This window comes from Paraflavitalea pollutisoli (assembly GCF_029360705.1).
GTDB classification, from domain to species: domain Bacteria; phylum Bacteroidota; class Bacteroidia; order Chitinophagales; family Chitinophagaceae; genus Paraflavitalea; species Paraflavitalea pollutisoli.
Window position 1 is genome coordinate 489,166 of the sequence record NZ_JARKMX010000001.1, and the last position, 16,002, is coordinate 505,167.

General features: G+C 50.0%; 10 protein-coding genes. 2 read left to right on the forward strand and 8 right to left on the reverse strand.

The annotated features are described in order from the left end of the window. Nucleotides 1-267 precede the first annotated feature (267 nt). From P2W70_RS02110 to pheS, 5 genes are all read right to left on the reverse strand, one after another. Nucleotides 268-3,246 carry a sensor histidine kinase gene (locus P2W70_RS02110; RefSeq protein WP_276479769.1) on the reverse strand — a complete coding sequence of 993 codons (2,979 nt, stop codon included), beginning with the start codon at nucleotides 3,244-3,246 and terminating at the stop codon, nucleotides 268-270. Between the two features lie 95 nt (nucleotides 3,247-3,341). Continuing rightward, on the reverse strand, nucleotides 3,342-4,424 hold the full coding sequence (locus P2W70_RS02115; protein ID WP_276479770.1) for a carboxypeptidase-like regulatory domain-containing protein: 1,083 nt from the start codon (nucleotides 4,422-4,424) through the stop codon (nucleotides 3,342-3,344). 149 nt (nucleotides 4,425-4,573) lie between these two features. Next, nucleotides 4,574-5,572, reverse strand: a complete 999-nt coding sequence (locus tag P2W70_RS02120; protein ID WP_276479771.1) for an NAD-dependent epimerase/dehydratase family protein — start codon at nucleotides 5,570-5,572, stop codon at nucleotides 4,574-4,576. A 65-nt stretch (nucleotides 5,573-5,637) separates the two neighbouring features. After that, nucleotides 5,638-6,495: a 3-hydroxyacyl-CoA dehydrogenase NAD-binding domain-containing protein gene (locus P2W70_RS02125; RefSeq protein WP_276479772.1), complete on the reverse strand. Its 858-nt coding sequence runs from the start codon at nucleotides 6,493-6,495 to the stop codon at nucleotides 5,638-5,640. Between the two features lie 22 nt (nucleotides 6,496-6,517). Then, nucleotides 6,518-7,549, reverse strand: a complete 1,032-nt coding sequence (pheS, locus tag P2W70_RS02130) for a phenylalanine--tRNA ligase subunit alpha (protein ID WP_276479773.1) — start codon at nucleotides 7,547-7,549, stop codon at nucleotides 6,518-6,520. On the opposite strand from pheS, the gene P2W70_RS02135 reads away from it, so the two are divergent. Beyond that, a complete protein-coding gene (locus P2W70_RS02135; protein WP_276479774.1) occupies nucleotides 7,548-8,747 on the forward strand; it encodes a formimidoylglutamase in 1,200 nt (399 codons plus the stop codon). The genes pheS and P2W70_RS02135 overlap by 2 nt on opposite strands. A 79-nt stretch (nucleotides 8,748-8,826) precedes the next feature. After that, complete coding sequence (locus tag P2W70_RS02140) at nucleotides 8,827-10,191, forward strand: D-alanyl-D-alanine carboxypeptidase/D-alanyl-D-alanine-endopeptidase (protein WP_276479775.1); 1,365 nt, start codon at nucleotides 8,827-8,829, stop codon at nucleotides 10,189-10,191. Between the two features lie 73 nt (nucleotides 10,192-10,264). Here the strand turns inward: P2W70_RS02140 and P2W70_RS02145 are convergent, their stop codons facing one another. The 3 genes from P2W70_RS02145 to P2W70_RS02155 all read right to left on the reverse strand — a co-directional run bounded on the left by P2W70_RS02145 (nucleotide 10,265) and on the right by P2W70_RS02155 (nucleotide 15,998). Next, entirely contained in the window at nucleotides 10,265-11,059 is a 795-nt protein-coding gene (locus P2W70_RS02145; RefSeq protein WP_276479776.1) for a TIGR00266 family protein, read from the reverse strand. Between the two features lie 154 nt (nucleotides 11,060-11,213). Continuing rightward, nucleotides 11,214-14,792: an efflux RND transporter permease subunit gene (locus P2W70_RS02150; RefSeq protein ID WP_276479777.1), complete on the reverse strand. Its 3,579-nt coding sequence runs from the start codon at nucleotides 14,790-14,792 to the stop codon at nucleotides 11,214-11,216. 48 nt (nucleotides 14,793-14,840) lie between these two features. Next, nucleotides 14,841-15,998 carry an efflux RND transporter periplasmic adaptor subunit gene (locus P2W70_RS02155; RefSeq protein ID WP_276479778.1) on the reverse strand — a complete coding sequence of 386 codons (1,158 nt, stop codon included), beginning with the start codon at nucleotides 15,996-15,998 and terminating at the stop codon, nucleotides 14,841-14,843. Between the last annotated feature and the right edge of the window lie 4 nt (nucleotides 15,999-16,002).

Below are 16,002 nucleotides of genomic sequence, written 5' to 3' on the forward strand. Positions count from 1 at the left end.
CCATTGAATAATCCCTCTAACAGGCCCCAGGCAAGGCGCTGACATAGGCAATGAGCTGGTTTCAAAGGCATGAATGTAGGTCGACATCAAATCACAAAATGTTAGAACGGTCAGGGTGCGCTGAAGGTAGCTAAAAAAGCTACACCATACGACTGGTATCTATCTTATTTTTGGCTGAAAGCAACTACCCGTATTCGTAACTATCGGTAATGTTGGTATACGTTCATATTTATGAGGTCAACATCGAAAGGTACGGTCTTGATCATATCAACTTAGTTTTGGAAGTAATGACAGCGGAAACGTGATCTCTACACGGGTACCGCTGGCCTTACCTGTTTCGTCGACTTTATCGACAATGTTTATGCTGATAGTTTCATTAAATTGCCGGTTCAATGCCTGGATCCTGTTGGCTGCCAGGGTCATACCTTTCGATTGGTACTCTACATGCACCTTTGATCGGAGCCGCAACGCCTCCTGTCGGCCAATCCCATTGTCTTCAACGATACAGCTGAGTTGTGATCCATACTGCCTGAACTTTACTTCCACCAATCCCCCTTGTCCTTTTTTGTAGCGTATCCCATGACGAATGCTGTTCTCCACATAGGGCTGTAACATCATGCTCGGAATGGACAGGTAGCTCACATCGATCTGCTCGTCAATCGAGATCTCAAAATCGAATGATTTACCAAAACGCATGCGTTCCAGCTCTATGTAACGGGATAAATAGCTGATCTCGTCTTCGAGGGTGATGGTTCCTTTAGCTGCACTATCCATGGTTTGGCGGATAAGACGGGCAAATTCTGTCAGGTATTGATTGGTGGCCAACAGGTCGTTTTGAATGATGAACGCCTGGATCGAATTAAGGCAGTTGAAGATGAAATGCGGGTTCATTTGAGCCAGCAGAGCCAATTGTTCCAGCTTACTGACTTTCTGCTCCAGGCTGGCCTTTTCCCGCTCCCTTTTTCTCAGAACACTGAACCGCGCCCCTACCAATAGGGCAGTAAGCGTAATTGTCAGTAGGGCGACAATAGTCAGGAACCACCAGGTTTGCCAAAAGGGAGCATCGACGGTAAATGGGATAATGATGGGGGCACTGACAACCCCAAATTTGTTGGCCGCCGTGAGTTCCAGTTGATATTGCCCGGAAGGCAGTGAGGGGTAGCTCAGGGAGTTTTGCCTGGTAGAGTCCCAGGTCTCTTTCAATCCCTGCAACCGGTACCGGTATAAAATATCACCTGCCGATTTGAAAGAGATGGCTACAAAATCGATGGCAATATTATTGTCTTTGTAGGCCAGATGACCAATAGAGTCTGGGTTAACCGGCTGCCCCGATATCGAAACGCCGAGCAACTTCAGGTCGCAACGGGAAAAGTTCGACACCTGCCTTTCATCGAATGTGGTCAGCCCAGCTGGCGATCCTATATGAACCTGGCCCCTGTCAACATAGATCGCATTGATAATATTAGACGGCAATCCATCGGAGACGGTATACTGACGGGGAGGAGACGACAGGTTATTCAGGTCAACCTTATTGACGCCTTTATCTGTCCCTACCCACAAATGATCCTTGCCTATGAATAAGGACCTGCAAACGTCACTGGTAAGGCCATCGCCGGAGCTGATTCGGGCAAAAACTCGGTCGCCTTTTAATCCAATGATACCCCCGCCAAACGTTGCCACCCAAACAACACCATCATTTGCCTTGCTTATAGCTGCTATGCGATAGCGGAGGGCAGGTTCGTCGGTTCCTAAATAGCGTGCCTGGTGCCCACTTTCAAGAAAGTTCAGCCCGTCCACTGTTCCAATATATACCTGGCCATTGTGGTAACCCACACTGGTAGCCCGAGACGGCCAAATGGTATCTAACACGGCAAGATTTGTTGCGTCTACATGTACAACATTCCGGCCGGTAGCGACCAATAGCGTATCCCGGTTCACCTCCAGCAAAGCTTTAATTGGAGACAAAATGCTGAATTTCTCATGAACACCTTTCTTAAGAAAAAGATATAAGTCAAAACCAAAAGCCAGGCTTCCATTACTGGTTGGCAATATCGTCAATAGCCGATTGCTGGAATAGCTTCCTTGTGTCGCCTCTTCAAAGGTCTTGACCAAGGGAGATGATTTTACTGTTCCTGCGCTAAATTCATAGAGTTTATTATAGTCGCCGCCGATTAGCATAGCATTGCCAACTTTCACAATGGAAAAGATCTCCGGACTTTGGTTGCCGGTAAAGCCGTATGTTTTGAAATTGCGGGAGGTCAATTTATAAATGCCTTGGCCGTTAGTGCCAAACCATAAGTTATTCTCATAGTCGATCCATACAGCATTCACTTTCTTGCCTGCTAAGAACTTTTCCTCCAACTGCCCAAAATTCACGGAATCAATAGAATAAGCTCCGTCAAAATTGCCAATAAGAAAGGTATTAATGCTTTTTTTGTCTATACTCCATTTTCGATAAAAGGAGGTAATGGCATTTGTGTAGGAGATGTATTTCGCGGATTTGTCCGATGATAATTGAGCAGGGAACATTTTTTTACGACTTGAGTTTACAAGCGAAGCCCAATAGGACAGTTGACCTTCCCGCCATAAAAAGGAGGAGTCCTCAGTAAACAACAAAATCCCTTTTGTACTATTGAAGTTAGGAATTGCGTTAACAAAATGTCGTTGAAACGGCAGCAGTCTTAATAGTTTTTCTTGACCAGGCTTTGTCTGCAGGATATACGCAAAACGACCTCCACTCATGAAAATATTTCCAGCATAATCTCCCGTGATCACCTCAACGGCAGCATCAAGCTTCACCAGTTTCAGCAAACTGTCATTGGCTGCTGTATGAATTTTCCCCTTGTAATAGTAGCAAAGGGTATTTTTAAACGGAGCGATCCACACGCGCCCCGTATAATCTACATATAGCTTGATGACCTCTACATCCGGCAGCCCATCTGCCGTGGTGAAATTTTTAAACCGTGTACCATCAAAGCGGCTCAGGCCTGCCTCTGTAGCAAACCACATAAAACCCTCCTGATCCTGCACCATATCATACACGGTGGAGCCTGCAAGACCGTCTTTGGTATCATAACGGATATAATTGTACTCCTGAGCGGAAGTAATAGTAGGGGAGACAAGAGCATAGAAAAATAGTAACAACAGACAACGCAGCCTTCGTATAATCCCTGTAGCAGGCCTTGGGCTGGGCACTGGTACAGGCAATGAGCTGGTTTCAAAGGCATGAATGTAGGTCGACTTCAAAGCACAAATTATTAGAACGGTCAGGGTGCGCTGAAGGTAGCTAAAAAACCTACATCTACCGGCCAGTAGCTATCTTATTTTTGGATGAAAAGCAACTACTCGTATTCGTAATTGTAGGGTAACAGCTCTGCCAGCTTTTTCCAGGCCCAGTATCCCGTATTGATCACGTCATACTGTTCGTAGAAATAGCCATTCTCTTCGATCACAAAACCGTTGGTTAAACTGAGCAGGGTTACCTGCATCTTCATGCCGGCCGGCAACTTGAATTCCTGGAGAAAACGCTTGTCGGGCAACACCGTTCTATAGCTGATACGGTAGCGACCTGCCCAATTGACCGTCACATCACTACTGTCGGCAATATACTGCTCTCCATCGTATAGCTTGTGGATAATGCTGCCTTTGACACTCTGGGGATCGTCTTCCAGCTTCTCAACGATAAAACCGTCTTCGATCACCGTACTGTCATACAGGGAACGCATAAAATGAAGACGGGATCCAAGGTAGGTCTTCGCCCTGTTTTTGGTCCAGGTTTCCTGCATTGTCTCCGTACTGTCGATTTCCTGAAACAAGGGTGCACCCGTATACTGACTTACATTGGTATTGTAATCGTAGCTGAAAGAGTCCAGTTGGTACCGGATCGTATAACCCAGCGCATAATTCGTGATCAATAGATCTTCTTTGGCGGTTACCTTCAACCGGTTGCGCTTTTTTGTATAAAAAAAGCGCAGGGCTTCCGGGTTCTGCAGTACGCATTGAGCCGCATTGGGCGTAGTGCCGATAAACTGCTCCGTAAAGAAGGAACCATATTTGGACAGGCCGTCGGCCACCTCGTTGCTGGCCACCACAGCGACCTCCGCCATTGCCTTTTCTTCCTTCACCAACTCGATCAACAGGGTGTCTGCCAGCGACTGATTGCTGCTGATACGCAACACCTGTTTGTTGTATCCCATATAGGATACAACGAGGTCGTATCCGCCGTTAGGTAGTCGCAGAAAGAACAGGCCTTCCTGATTGGTCGTGGTACCGTGTGTTGTATTCTGGCAAAAAGCAGAAGCGCCTAACAATGGCTGTCGGGAGGCTGAATCCACCACCTTGCCCAGTATGGCAAAATCCTTTTGTTGGGCCCAGCCAGCAAGCGTAAAACAGGTTAAAAGAAGCGCAGTAAAGGCATTTTTCATACGGATACTATTGATCGCTTGAATAGAGAATAAATTGAGTATATACAAGGTCTTGAAAAGCAGCCTGCATGAACAGCAGCGTTCCAGATAACCAAAATACTATAAAAATCGCTGAGCCGAAAGTTAAAAAGAGGCAACAACTTTGCCAGTTATAGCGATTGGGGATGAGCCAGGTATTGCTCACAAGCCTGTTGGATACTTTGTGATAACGGCGTGAATGAAAAACCGGGCAAAGCTTTCAGCAATTTACTGTTGTCAAAGTAGGTCCTGCTCTGGGCAACCCGGGCACTTTGCTGTGTCAGCAAGGGCTTTTGGCCAGAGAAGAAAGATTTGAATTTCTCCATACGCCAGGCCAACTCGCCGAGAAAGGGCGTTGCTTCCTTGCCAGGCAATTTTTTCTGGAATCCGCCGGCAATGGTCTCCAGCAGTTGGCGGAATGACCAGTTTTCCCCGTTTACGATAAACCGCTCTGCACGGATTTCGCTTTCCATCAGCAACACCGCTGCACGGGCTACATCGTTTACATCCACAAAGCCGTTGATGCCATTGGTATACCAGGGAAACTCTTTGAAGCTGTTCTTGAAGATGGCGCAACTCGATGTGTTCCAATCGCCATATCCCAGTATGGTACTGGGGTTCAGTACCAATACATTCAGTCCTTCACCCATGCCGCGCCACACTTCCCGCTCTGCATGATACTTACTGATGGCATATTGCGTGTTGAGCTTACTGTGTTGCCATTTCTTTTCTTCAGTCACATGGTCGCCGCTGGCTGTTCTGCCCAGCGCAGCAACAGAACTGATATGTACAAAGCGGGATACCTCTTTTTCGAGGGCCACATTGATCATATTGGCGGTTCCGTCGATATTGATGTGAAAGAGATCGCGCTTCTCTTTGGGGTCAAAGGATACCTTGGCAGCAGCATGTATAACGGCATCTACTTCTTCCATGGCTTCATCCAGCGACACGATGTCGAGCACATCGCCATCCACCCACTCCACGCGGTCCAAAATAGTTGCGGGAATATAAAAAGGCAGTTTACGGCTACGGCGCAATGCGCGCACCGAATATCCTTTTCCGATCAAGTCCTGGATGATATAAGCTCCCAGAAAACCCGTCCCGCCTGTTACAAGTACTTTTTTAGCCAAAACGAAAAATTAATTGCTGTATAGTTCACCGGTTAAATAGCCTCTCACTTATTTCCGCCGGCCACTCAATATTGGTAATATCCTTTACCCGACTTCCTGCCCAACTCGTTCTTTGCTACCTTTTCACGTTGTAGCGCAGAAGGCTGTAACCGCTCCGGCTGTTGCAGCTGATCGTACACGGAGCAGCTCACTGCGTAGTTCACATCGTTTCCGATCAGGTCCATCAAACGGAAAGGCCCCATTTTGAAACCAGACGCCTCCAACAGGCTATCGATCACGGCTACATCTGTAATACCGCTTTCCACCAGCCGCAGCGCCTCCAGGTAATACGGGCGCGCCACATGGTTGACGATAAAACCGGGAGCATCCTGGCAAAGCACAGGTGTCTTTCCCAACTGGCGGGCAAAATCTGTGATACATTGCAACGTAAAATCATTGCTGAAGGGGGTCGCTACTACCTCCACCAGTTTCATCACCGGCGCAGGATTGAAGAAGTGCATACCGGCCACCCGCTCATGGCGTATCACCTGCCGGGCAATCTCGGTCACGGAAAGGGAAGAGGTATTGGTCGCAAAGATCACCTCGCTATGGTTGATCTCGGCCAGTTGGTTGAAAAGAGAAGTTTTGACCGCAGCTTTCTCTACAATCGCCTCGATAACGATATCTGCGAGGCAGTCATTGATATCATTCGTAAACCGCAGACGGGCCAGCGTGTCCAACCGATGTTGGTCCGTGATCTTGCCCTTCTCTACCAGATGCTGCAACGATTGCTCCATACCCATTCTGGCGCCAGACAGCATTGTCGCCTGTACATCGTACAGGATGGTATGTACGCCCTGCTGGGCAGTGAGCAGCGCAATACCGCTACCCATGGTGCCGGCACCACATATACATACCGATTGGATGGTCTGAGCCAGGATCATGAAGATTTATTGGATAGCGTCGTCAGATCGCACTGGTAAACTGTCGAAGGAACCGCACATCGTTTTCGCTGAACAAGCGGATATCGTTGATGCCGTATTTCAGCAGCGCCGGCCTTTCAATGCCCATACCAAAGGCAAAGCCTGTGTATTTATTGGAATCGATCTTACAGTTTTCCAACACCTTCGGATGTACCATGCCACAACCCAGGATCTCCAGCCAGCCGGTACGCTTACATACCGCACAACCTTCGCCGCCACAGATCTGGCATTGAATGTCCATTTCGGCACTGGGCTCGGTGAAGGGGAAATAGCTGGGGCGGAAACGCACTTTGATATCCTTGCCGTACATCTCCTGTACGAAGAAGTAAAGCGTCTGCTTCAGGTCGGCAAAGGATACGTTTTCGTCGATATATAAGCCTTCGATCTGATGGAAGAAGCAATGGCTGCGCGCACTCACGGTCTCGTTGCGGTATACACGTCCCGGACAGATGATCCGGATCGGCAGCGGGTTCGTTTCCATAGCCCTGATCTGCGTATTGCTCGTGTGCGTACGCAACAGGTAATCGGGTTTCTGCTGAATATAGAAAGTGTCCTGCATGTCCCGGGCCGGGTGGTGCTCGGGCAGGTTCAGGGCAGTAAAGTTATGCCAGTCGTCTTCGATCTCCGGCCCCTCGGCTACAGAAAAGCCCAGGCGTTGGAAAATGCTGATCACATGGTTGAGGAACAGGTTGATGGGGTGGCGGGTGCCCAAAGGCAGTGGTTCGCCGGGTAAGGTCACGTCGAGGGTAGAACCGGCAGCTGTGCTACCGCTTTCAAGTCCCTGCTTCCAGGTATCATATTTGTTTTCAGCCAGCTGCTTGAACTCGTTCAGGATCTGACCAAATTCCTTCTTCTTATCGGCGTCTACGTTTTTCATTTCCGTAAACAGGCCTTTTACAATACCCTTCGTACCCAGAAACTTAATACGGTACGCTTCCAGCGCCTCAGCACCATCCTGAGCGGTCTGCTCGATCTCCTGCTTGTAGGCCGCTATCTGTTGTAACAATTGTTCCATGTCTGCAAAGATAATGAAGGAAACCGGCTTTCTAACTTTCCAACTTTCGCTCTATCTTGCGGCCATGTCGGATATGTTTAATATTGAGGACTTTCTGGACCCCGTCAACCGGGTGGTGCTGTCACAGGACGAGTCGTACAAGGATGGACAATTGGGTAAAACCCTGCTGGTATACGAAGAAGAAATGCCCGACCTGGCCGGAGTGGATATCGTGCTCGTAGGCTGTGGCGAAATGAGGGGAGCAGCTGTGCCCCCCACGCACCCCGCCCCCGACCGCATCCGGGCCGAATTCTACCAGCTTTTCTATTGGCATACCGACGTAACCATTGCCGACATCGGCAACATCAAAAAAGGCGCGTCCCTCAAAGACACCTACGCCGCCCTCAAAACCGTACTGGCAGAATTGACAGATGCCGGCAAGATGGTCGTCATTCTGGGCGGGTCACACGACCTCACCCTGGCCCAATACGGCATGTACGCCGATCAGCAACGGGTGATCGACGCCGTCTGTGTCGACGCCCTGATCGACCTGTCCATGGATACCCCCCAGCGGGATAAGAATTTCCTCATGGAAATGCTGACGGGTGAGCCCAATTTCATCAAGCATTACAACCACATCGGTTTCCAGAGCTACTACGTGCACCCGCACATGCTCGAAACCATGGATAAACTGCGGTTCGATTGTTTCCGCGTCGGCATGGTCAAAGACCAGATCGAAGAAATGGAGCCCGTGATCCGCGAAAGCCAACTGTTCAGCTTCGATATCGCTGCCATCGCACATGCTTACGCACCCTCCAATACCATTACCCCCAATGGACTAACCGGCGAAGAAGCCTGTATCCTGATGCGTTATGCGGGGATGAGCACCACTAACAACACCGTGGGTATTTACGGTTATCTCCCCCACAAGGATAAAGACAACCTGACCGCCAAACAGATCAGCCATATGCTCTGGTACCTCATCGATGGGCGCGCCCGGGGTAAAAGAGAAGCCGAGCTGACCGAAAAAGAATACTTCAACGAATTTCACATGGCCTTCGCCGAGATCGAGTCGGTATTTCTGCAAAGCAAAAAGACCGGCCGCTGGTGGATGCAGTTACCCGATAAAAAATACATCCCCTGCTCTTACAAAGATTACCTGCTGGCAGGCCGCAATGAAATACCCGAACGCTGGTTGCGGGCACAGGAAAGAGATTAAAGGGTATTAATCAGGTTCGATAGGCAACTGCAGGGGCAAATCCATACTGCAGGATAGTCACATTGGTGTATATTGGGGGATGAAAACGAATAGCCTCCTTCTCCTTTGTGCTGTGCTGTTTTTTGCAGCCTGTTCCACGCAAAAAGCCATCAACAAGCAGGCGCAGCAAACCATACTCAAAGATCCGTCGATCGAACGGGCTCATATCGGCGTCAGCCTGTATGATGTTGAGACTGGTAAATACCTCTACAACCACCAGGCCGATAAATATTTCGTACCCGCCTCCAATACCAAGATCGTTACCTGTTTCGCCGCCATGAAATACCTCGGTGATAGCCTCACCGGCCTCAACTACTATGAAAATGATACCGCCCTATTTCTGCTGCCAGCCGGCGATCCCACCCTGCTGCACCCGGAATTCAAAACGCAACCGGTGATCGACTGGCTGCGCCAGACCCCCAAGCATGTTTACATCACCGATGTGAACTGGAAAGACAAAGCGCTCGGCTCCGGTTGGAGCTGGAGCGATTACAACGAAACCTATATGGCCGAGCGCAGCCCGCTCCCCGTATTCGGCAATACGATCAAATGGGTACAGGAAGGAGCAGAGGAAGTTCAAAATCCCGATCCGCTTTTCGCGCCCAGCCCAAGTATCTATTCCATGCCGGAAGTCGACTGGAAAGTGCGATTCAACGGTGATACCGGCATCAAAGCATTTTATGTAGAGCGCGACCAGGCCGATAACGTGTACCATATTTCGCAGGGTAAAGAAAAGAAGAAAGAACAAGACGTTCCATTTGCTACCAAGGGACTGGAGTCTGCCCTGGAACTACTGCCCGATACCCTGCAAAAAGAAGTCGTGTATAAAAACTGGAAGAATACCCGTAACCTGCAGCCCATGATCCGGGGTGGCCAACCCAGGGCCATACATTCCCAGCGCACGGATTCCCTGCTGAGACCAATGATGCACCGCAGCGATAATTTCTATGCAGAGCAATCCCTGCTGATGGTCAGCAACACCAGGCTGGGCATCATGAGCGACCGACAGATCATCGACACACTCCTGAAAACCGACCTCGCCGACCTGCCCCAGGCGCCACGCTGGGTCGATGGTAGCGGCCTTAGCCGGTACAACCTGTTCACGCCACAGGATTTCGTGAGCATCCTCAATAAAATGCGGGAGCAGTTTGGGATGGACCGCCTCAAAAAGATCTTCCCCACAGGCGGTACAGGCACCCTGGGCAACTATTACAAGCAAGACAGCGGTTTTATTTACGCCAAAACAGGCTCTTTATCCGGTGTATTGGCCTTGAGCGGCTACCTGTATACGAAAAAAGGCAAGCTCCTCCTGTTCTCTGTACTGGTCAACAACCACAATGGTGCCGCCACCGGTATACGGCGCAGTGTAGAGGCCTTCCTCACCGACGTACGCAACAAATACTAGCGCCAACTGAGCATAAAGAAAATGCCCGTGTGCAACAGCACACGGGCATTTTTTATTCAGTAAGTGGCGGAAACTATTTCCAGCCGTCACCATCGAGCATATTGCCGATGCCGCCGAGGATGCTGCCTTCTTCCTTACGCTTGTAAGTACCATAAGCAAGGATACGGCCAGCCAGGCGGCTGATGGGCAGGGTCTGCAACCATACCTTGCCAGGACCACGCAAGGTCGCGAAGAACAATCCTTCACCTCCAAACAGGGTATTCTTGATGCCCCCCACAAATTGGATATCATAATCGATATGGCGGGTGTAGGCAACGATACAACCCGTATCTATCTTCAGCGTTTCCCCGGGTTGCAGTGTTCTTTCGAACACGTGACCACCCGCGTGCACAAAGGCCATGCCATCACCTTCCAGCTTTTGCATGATGAATCCTTCCCCACCAAAGAGGCCGGTGCCCAGTTTACGCTGAAACTCGATGCCAATCGATACACCTTTGGCAGCACACAGGAAAGAGTCCTTCTGAGCTACGATCTTACCTTCCAGCAGGGAAAGATCGAGCGGAATGATCTTACCCGGATACGGAGAAGCAAAGCTTACCCGCTTTTTGTCATGAGCCACGTTGGTAAAAGCGGTCATGAACAGGCTTTCACCCGTAAGTACACGCTTGCCCGCCGACATCAGTTTCCCAAGGAAGCCCTGCTGCGGTTGCGATCCATCGCCAAACAAGGTCTGCATCTGAATGCCGTCGTCCATCATCATAAAGGCGCCGCTTTCTGCAATCGCCGTTTCGTTGGGATCGAGCTCCACCTCCACATATTGCATTTCTTCACCGTAAATGCGATAATCTATTTCATGGTTTGTTTTCATATCAAAGTCAATTGTTTATTCAAAGTTAGGGCAAGTGCCCAATGCATTTAATACAACATAAGTAGTAAAAAGTAAAAAATGTTACAAGGAGCCAGTCAAAAAAAGAGGGCCAGCCTCGCGGCCGACCCTCTCAGAAAACACATTTATGATAGACTTAAAACCAACTGCCGATAAAGGACTCATTTACACGCTGTCCGGCCAGTTTACGACGACGGCGCGCTTTGTCGAAACGGTGCACCACCATGGTGATCAGCATCAGGAACATGAACAGGATGGTAAACGGCGGGATACCCAGGAAGGAGATCCACTTCCCACCATAGATCCTGCGCATGGGCCTTCTCAGCCTTTCCGCAATCAGGTACATACCCGGTACAATGATCAGCGTCATGAAGAAGGCGAACGCCAGGCCAAAGATGATGGTCCAGGCCAGCGGCTTCCAGAACACAGCATTGTCGCCACCAAAGAAGATCTTCGGATCGAGGTCGGAGAACAACGACAGGAAGTTGATATTAAACCCAATCGCCAGCGGGATCAATCCCAGAATAGCGGCGATCGCCGTTAGCAATACAGGGATGATCCGCGTTTTACCCGCTTCAACAACTGCTTCCCGCGTCTTCATACCCCGGCCACGCAACTCTTCGGCAAACTCGATCACCAGGATACCGTTCTTCACGACAATACCCGCCAACCCAACGATACCGATACCCGTCATAACGATGGATACCTCCATGCCCGTTAGTGCAAAGCCGATCAGTACACCGATCACACTGAAGATGATCTCCATCAAAATGATCACCGCCTTACTGATGGAGTTGAATTGTAACACCAGGATAAACAGGATCAGCATCAACGCAATGACCAGCGCCATCGTCAGGAAGTTGAAGGTCTCTGCCATCTGCTCGCCCTGACCGGTTTGACGGATGGTCACATTATCTGGCTTCTTTTTGAAGTTGTCGATATGCCCCTTGAGTTCTTCATTCACCGCCGCTGTGTTATACCCTTGCGATTCCAGCACGTTCGATACCAGCGAAATGGTACGTTTCTGGTTTTTACGCTTCACACTACCCAGCGTACTCGTATAATCCACCTTCACCAGCGAACTGATAGGGATGCTCTTGAAACCACCGGTGGCCATATCCCGGAAACTGATCTTCATGTTCAGCAGGTCCACCAGGTTCTTCCGCTGCAACTCGAGGTTGCGCAGCTGTATCTTGTATTCGTCTTCGCCATCCTTGATCTTCGATACTTCGCGTCCAAACAAGGCCGTACGCAGTTCCATACCGATCTGTGCCGATGATACACCCTCGATCAATGCTCGTTCCCGGTCTACGGTAAAAGTGATCTCAGGATTGGTAAGGTCCACATCCATCTTCAACTCTTCCACGCCCGGCGTCTGGATTGAGTCGAGGTAGTTCTTCAACACGGTAGCCGTTTTGATCAGATCGTCGAAATTCTCGCTCGCCACCTCGATGTTCACGGGCGGGTCGGTAGGCGGTCCGCCCTGCTCCTGGTTCACCGATAGCTCGGCGCCTGGAATGCCTTTCACGACTTTACGGATAGAGTCGAGATAAGGCGCCGTAGAATGCCCGTGACGTTTTTCATACTCTACAAAAGAGATCTGTATACGACCCAGTTCAGGACGCGTACTGCGGTCGCCACTCATCGGGTCTCCCGCACCCACCGCCACGTTACTGATGGCGCTTTCTACAATGGGATTGGTCTTGCCGCCATCGATGCCCAGCACTTTATAAACACGGCCTTCCAGCATCCTGGTGACCGAATCGGTATAGTTGACATTCGTGCCCACAGGCAGCTTAAGGTATACATAGATCTGGTTAGGGTCACCCGTCGGGAACAGGATCACCGGTACCTTCGCCGCCCCAAACAAGAACAGCGAGAACAGGAACAAGCCAAAAGTGGCAATCAGCAACCATACCGGCCGCCAGCCCTTCAAAGCCCAGCGTAGCAGGCTTTCATAATGGTTCATCAGCCAGGGCAGGAAACTATGTTGAAAACGGCGGATCAGCCCTTCCAGCACAAACTTGTTCAGCAAGGCTACCAGTACAAAGAAGATCAGCAAATTACCCAGGAAGGTATAGCCCCCAAGGTCCAGCAGGATGCCCACCCCCAACGCAATCCACATAGTAGGGCTGCGGAAGATCGCCGTTTTGGATTTCTTACCATGCTCGTCGTGGTTCATGAAGTCCACGGCAAATACCGGGTTCATGATGAAGGCCACGATCAGTGAGGCCGTCAGGGTAAAGATCAGCATCGTCGGCAGGTAGATCATGAACTTACCAATGATACCCGGCCAGAACAACAGCGGGAAGAAAGGGGCCAGCGTGGTGACGGTACCAGACAATACCGGGATAAATACCTCACCGGCAGCCATCATGGCCGATTTCTCGGCATTCAGCTTGCCTTTTGATTGCACAAAGATCCGGTGCGTGTTCTCGATCACCACAATAGCGTCATCCACAATGATACCCAGCCCAAACACCAGGGCAAACAGCACCATGAAGTTGAGCGTCACATTGGCCCCCACGATCAGGTCGGCCGCCGGTAAAAAGATGAAGGCCACGAACATACTCAAGGGTACCGACAACGCCACAAAGAAGGCATTGGTAACACCCATGAAGAACATGAGGATCAACAACACCAGCACGAAACCGATAACGATGGTATTCACCAGCTCGTCGAAAGAAGTTCTGGTCGCCTTACTCATATCACCGGTGATCACCACATCCAGCTCTTTGGGAAACTGCTCTTTCCGCAACTCATCTACCGCCTTCTTCACATCATCCGACGTTTCGATCAGGTTTTCACCAGAACGTTTGATGATGTTGAGGGTGATGACATTCTTGCCATTCAGGCGCGCATAACTTTCCTTTTCCTTGATGGTATCTTTGATCGTAGCAATATCTTTCAGGTAGATGGGGGCTCCTTTCGAGTTGCGCACCACCACCTTTTCAATATCATAAGAGGTCTTGAATTGCCCCTTCAGTTGCAGGTTACGTTTGGTGTCGCCTACATCCAGCAAACCACCCGAGATGTCCATGTTCTCCCTGGAAACCGCATTGGCGATATCGTCGAAAGTAACACCAGCAACCTGCATGCGGTAGTTGTCGACGTTGATCTGAAACTCTCTTTCAGGAGCACCCACCAGGTCAACGCGATTGATCTGGGGTAATTCCTCCAGGCGGTCCTGCAACTCGTCGGCATATTCCTTCAGCTTCATCACATCGAAATTGCCACTCACATTCACATACATGATGGGCTGGTCCGAAAAGCTGACCTCCATGACCGTAGGCTCTTCCGTCAGGTCGGTGGGCAGGTCCTGCTTGGCCTTGTCAACGGCATCTTTCACTTTTTGCAGGGCCACATCCGTTTTTACGTCGGTATCGAACTCCACCGTGATCGCCGAGTAATCCTGCACCGAAGTACTGGTGACTTTATTGATCTTGGCGCCCGTAATGCCCTTGATCTGTTTTTCGATGGGTTGGGTCACCAGGTTTTCAATGTCTTTGGGCGAGTTGCCGACATTGATCGTCTGTACATAGATCGTCGGGATAACGATATCGGGATATTGTTCTTTCGGCAGCGTAACAAACTGGTACACGCCCGCCAGCGTAACGAACAACATCACCAGGTAAATAGAAGTCTTGTTCTTGATACTCCAGGTCGTTGGCCGGAAGTGCTTGAACTTCTCCTGTATATTTTCCAGAACACTCATAAGATTGATTTAGAAATTGTAGAATCCTCCTTCGTCAGATCCAGCCTGTTATTTTACGTCAGTGGTGATCAGCTGTCCGTCATAGAGTCCCTGGAAACCTTCGGTGATCAGTTGATCACCTTGCTGCAAACCGCTCTTGATCTCGAGCCTGTTGCCATAAAGTTCTCCAACGGCCACCGTCTTCTTCCTGGCCACCAGTTTATTGTTTTCTTTGACAGCTACGAGCACAAATTTGCCCTGTTCATCACTCTGCAGGGTGCTGATGGGTACCGTGATGGCGTTGGGGGCCTGGTAGTCCTGGATGCGTACCAGCGCCAGCTGATTGGGGCGCAGTTTGCTGTTGGATGCAATTTTAGCCTCTATCGGAAAAGAACGGGTATCGGGATTGATGATGCGGCCAGCCACATTTACCTTGGCCCGGAGGGTATCATTGTTGAGCTCCGGCAGGGTCACCAACAGGTTGCTGCCAACGCCCACCCGTCCCTGGTAGGCTTCGGGCACATCGGTGACGATCTTGAGGTCACTCGAGTTCACGATAGAGATGCCAAATTGAGTTGCCGTTTGGGCGGAGAAACTCATGCCCACCTTGATGTTGACAATGTCTGCCACACCACTCATCTCTGCATACACATTGGAAAGACTGGCCTGCTCATTCAGCAGTTCGATCTGCTTTTCGATGTTCTCCACATTGGCTTTCGCATTCAGCAGCTCTATTTCAGTACCGATCTTCTGGTCCCACAGGTTTTTCCGGCGATCATAAGTAGTTTTTGCCAGGCTGAGATTCACTTTTTGCTGTTCGATCTGCCGTTGCGTCAACGGGTCGTCGAGCTTCATCAGTAGCTGTCCTTTTCGCACGGGATCTCCTTGCTTTACATAAATCTCCTTTACCTGGCCACCCTGACCACGCGGAGTGACAAAACTCATATTCTGTGCCTCGATCCTTCCTTTCAAATCAATATAGTGAGTGAATGATTGGGTGTTGATGGGAGCTACGGCTACCAGCTTCAGTTTTTCTTCTTTAACGGCTGTCGGGTCTATACGCTGGATCTGCGCTTCCAGTGAGTCGATCTTTACAGCGTTCGTCTTTTGAGCTTCTTTGAGTTTGGCCAGTTCTTCTTTTTTCTTGGCGAGATCATTGTCGCCCGAGCCGCAGGAGGCCAGCGTCGCCAATAGAACCATTGCGCCTATGCTATATATCGTTTTCATGATG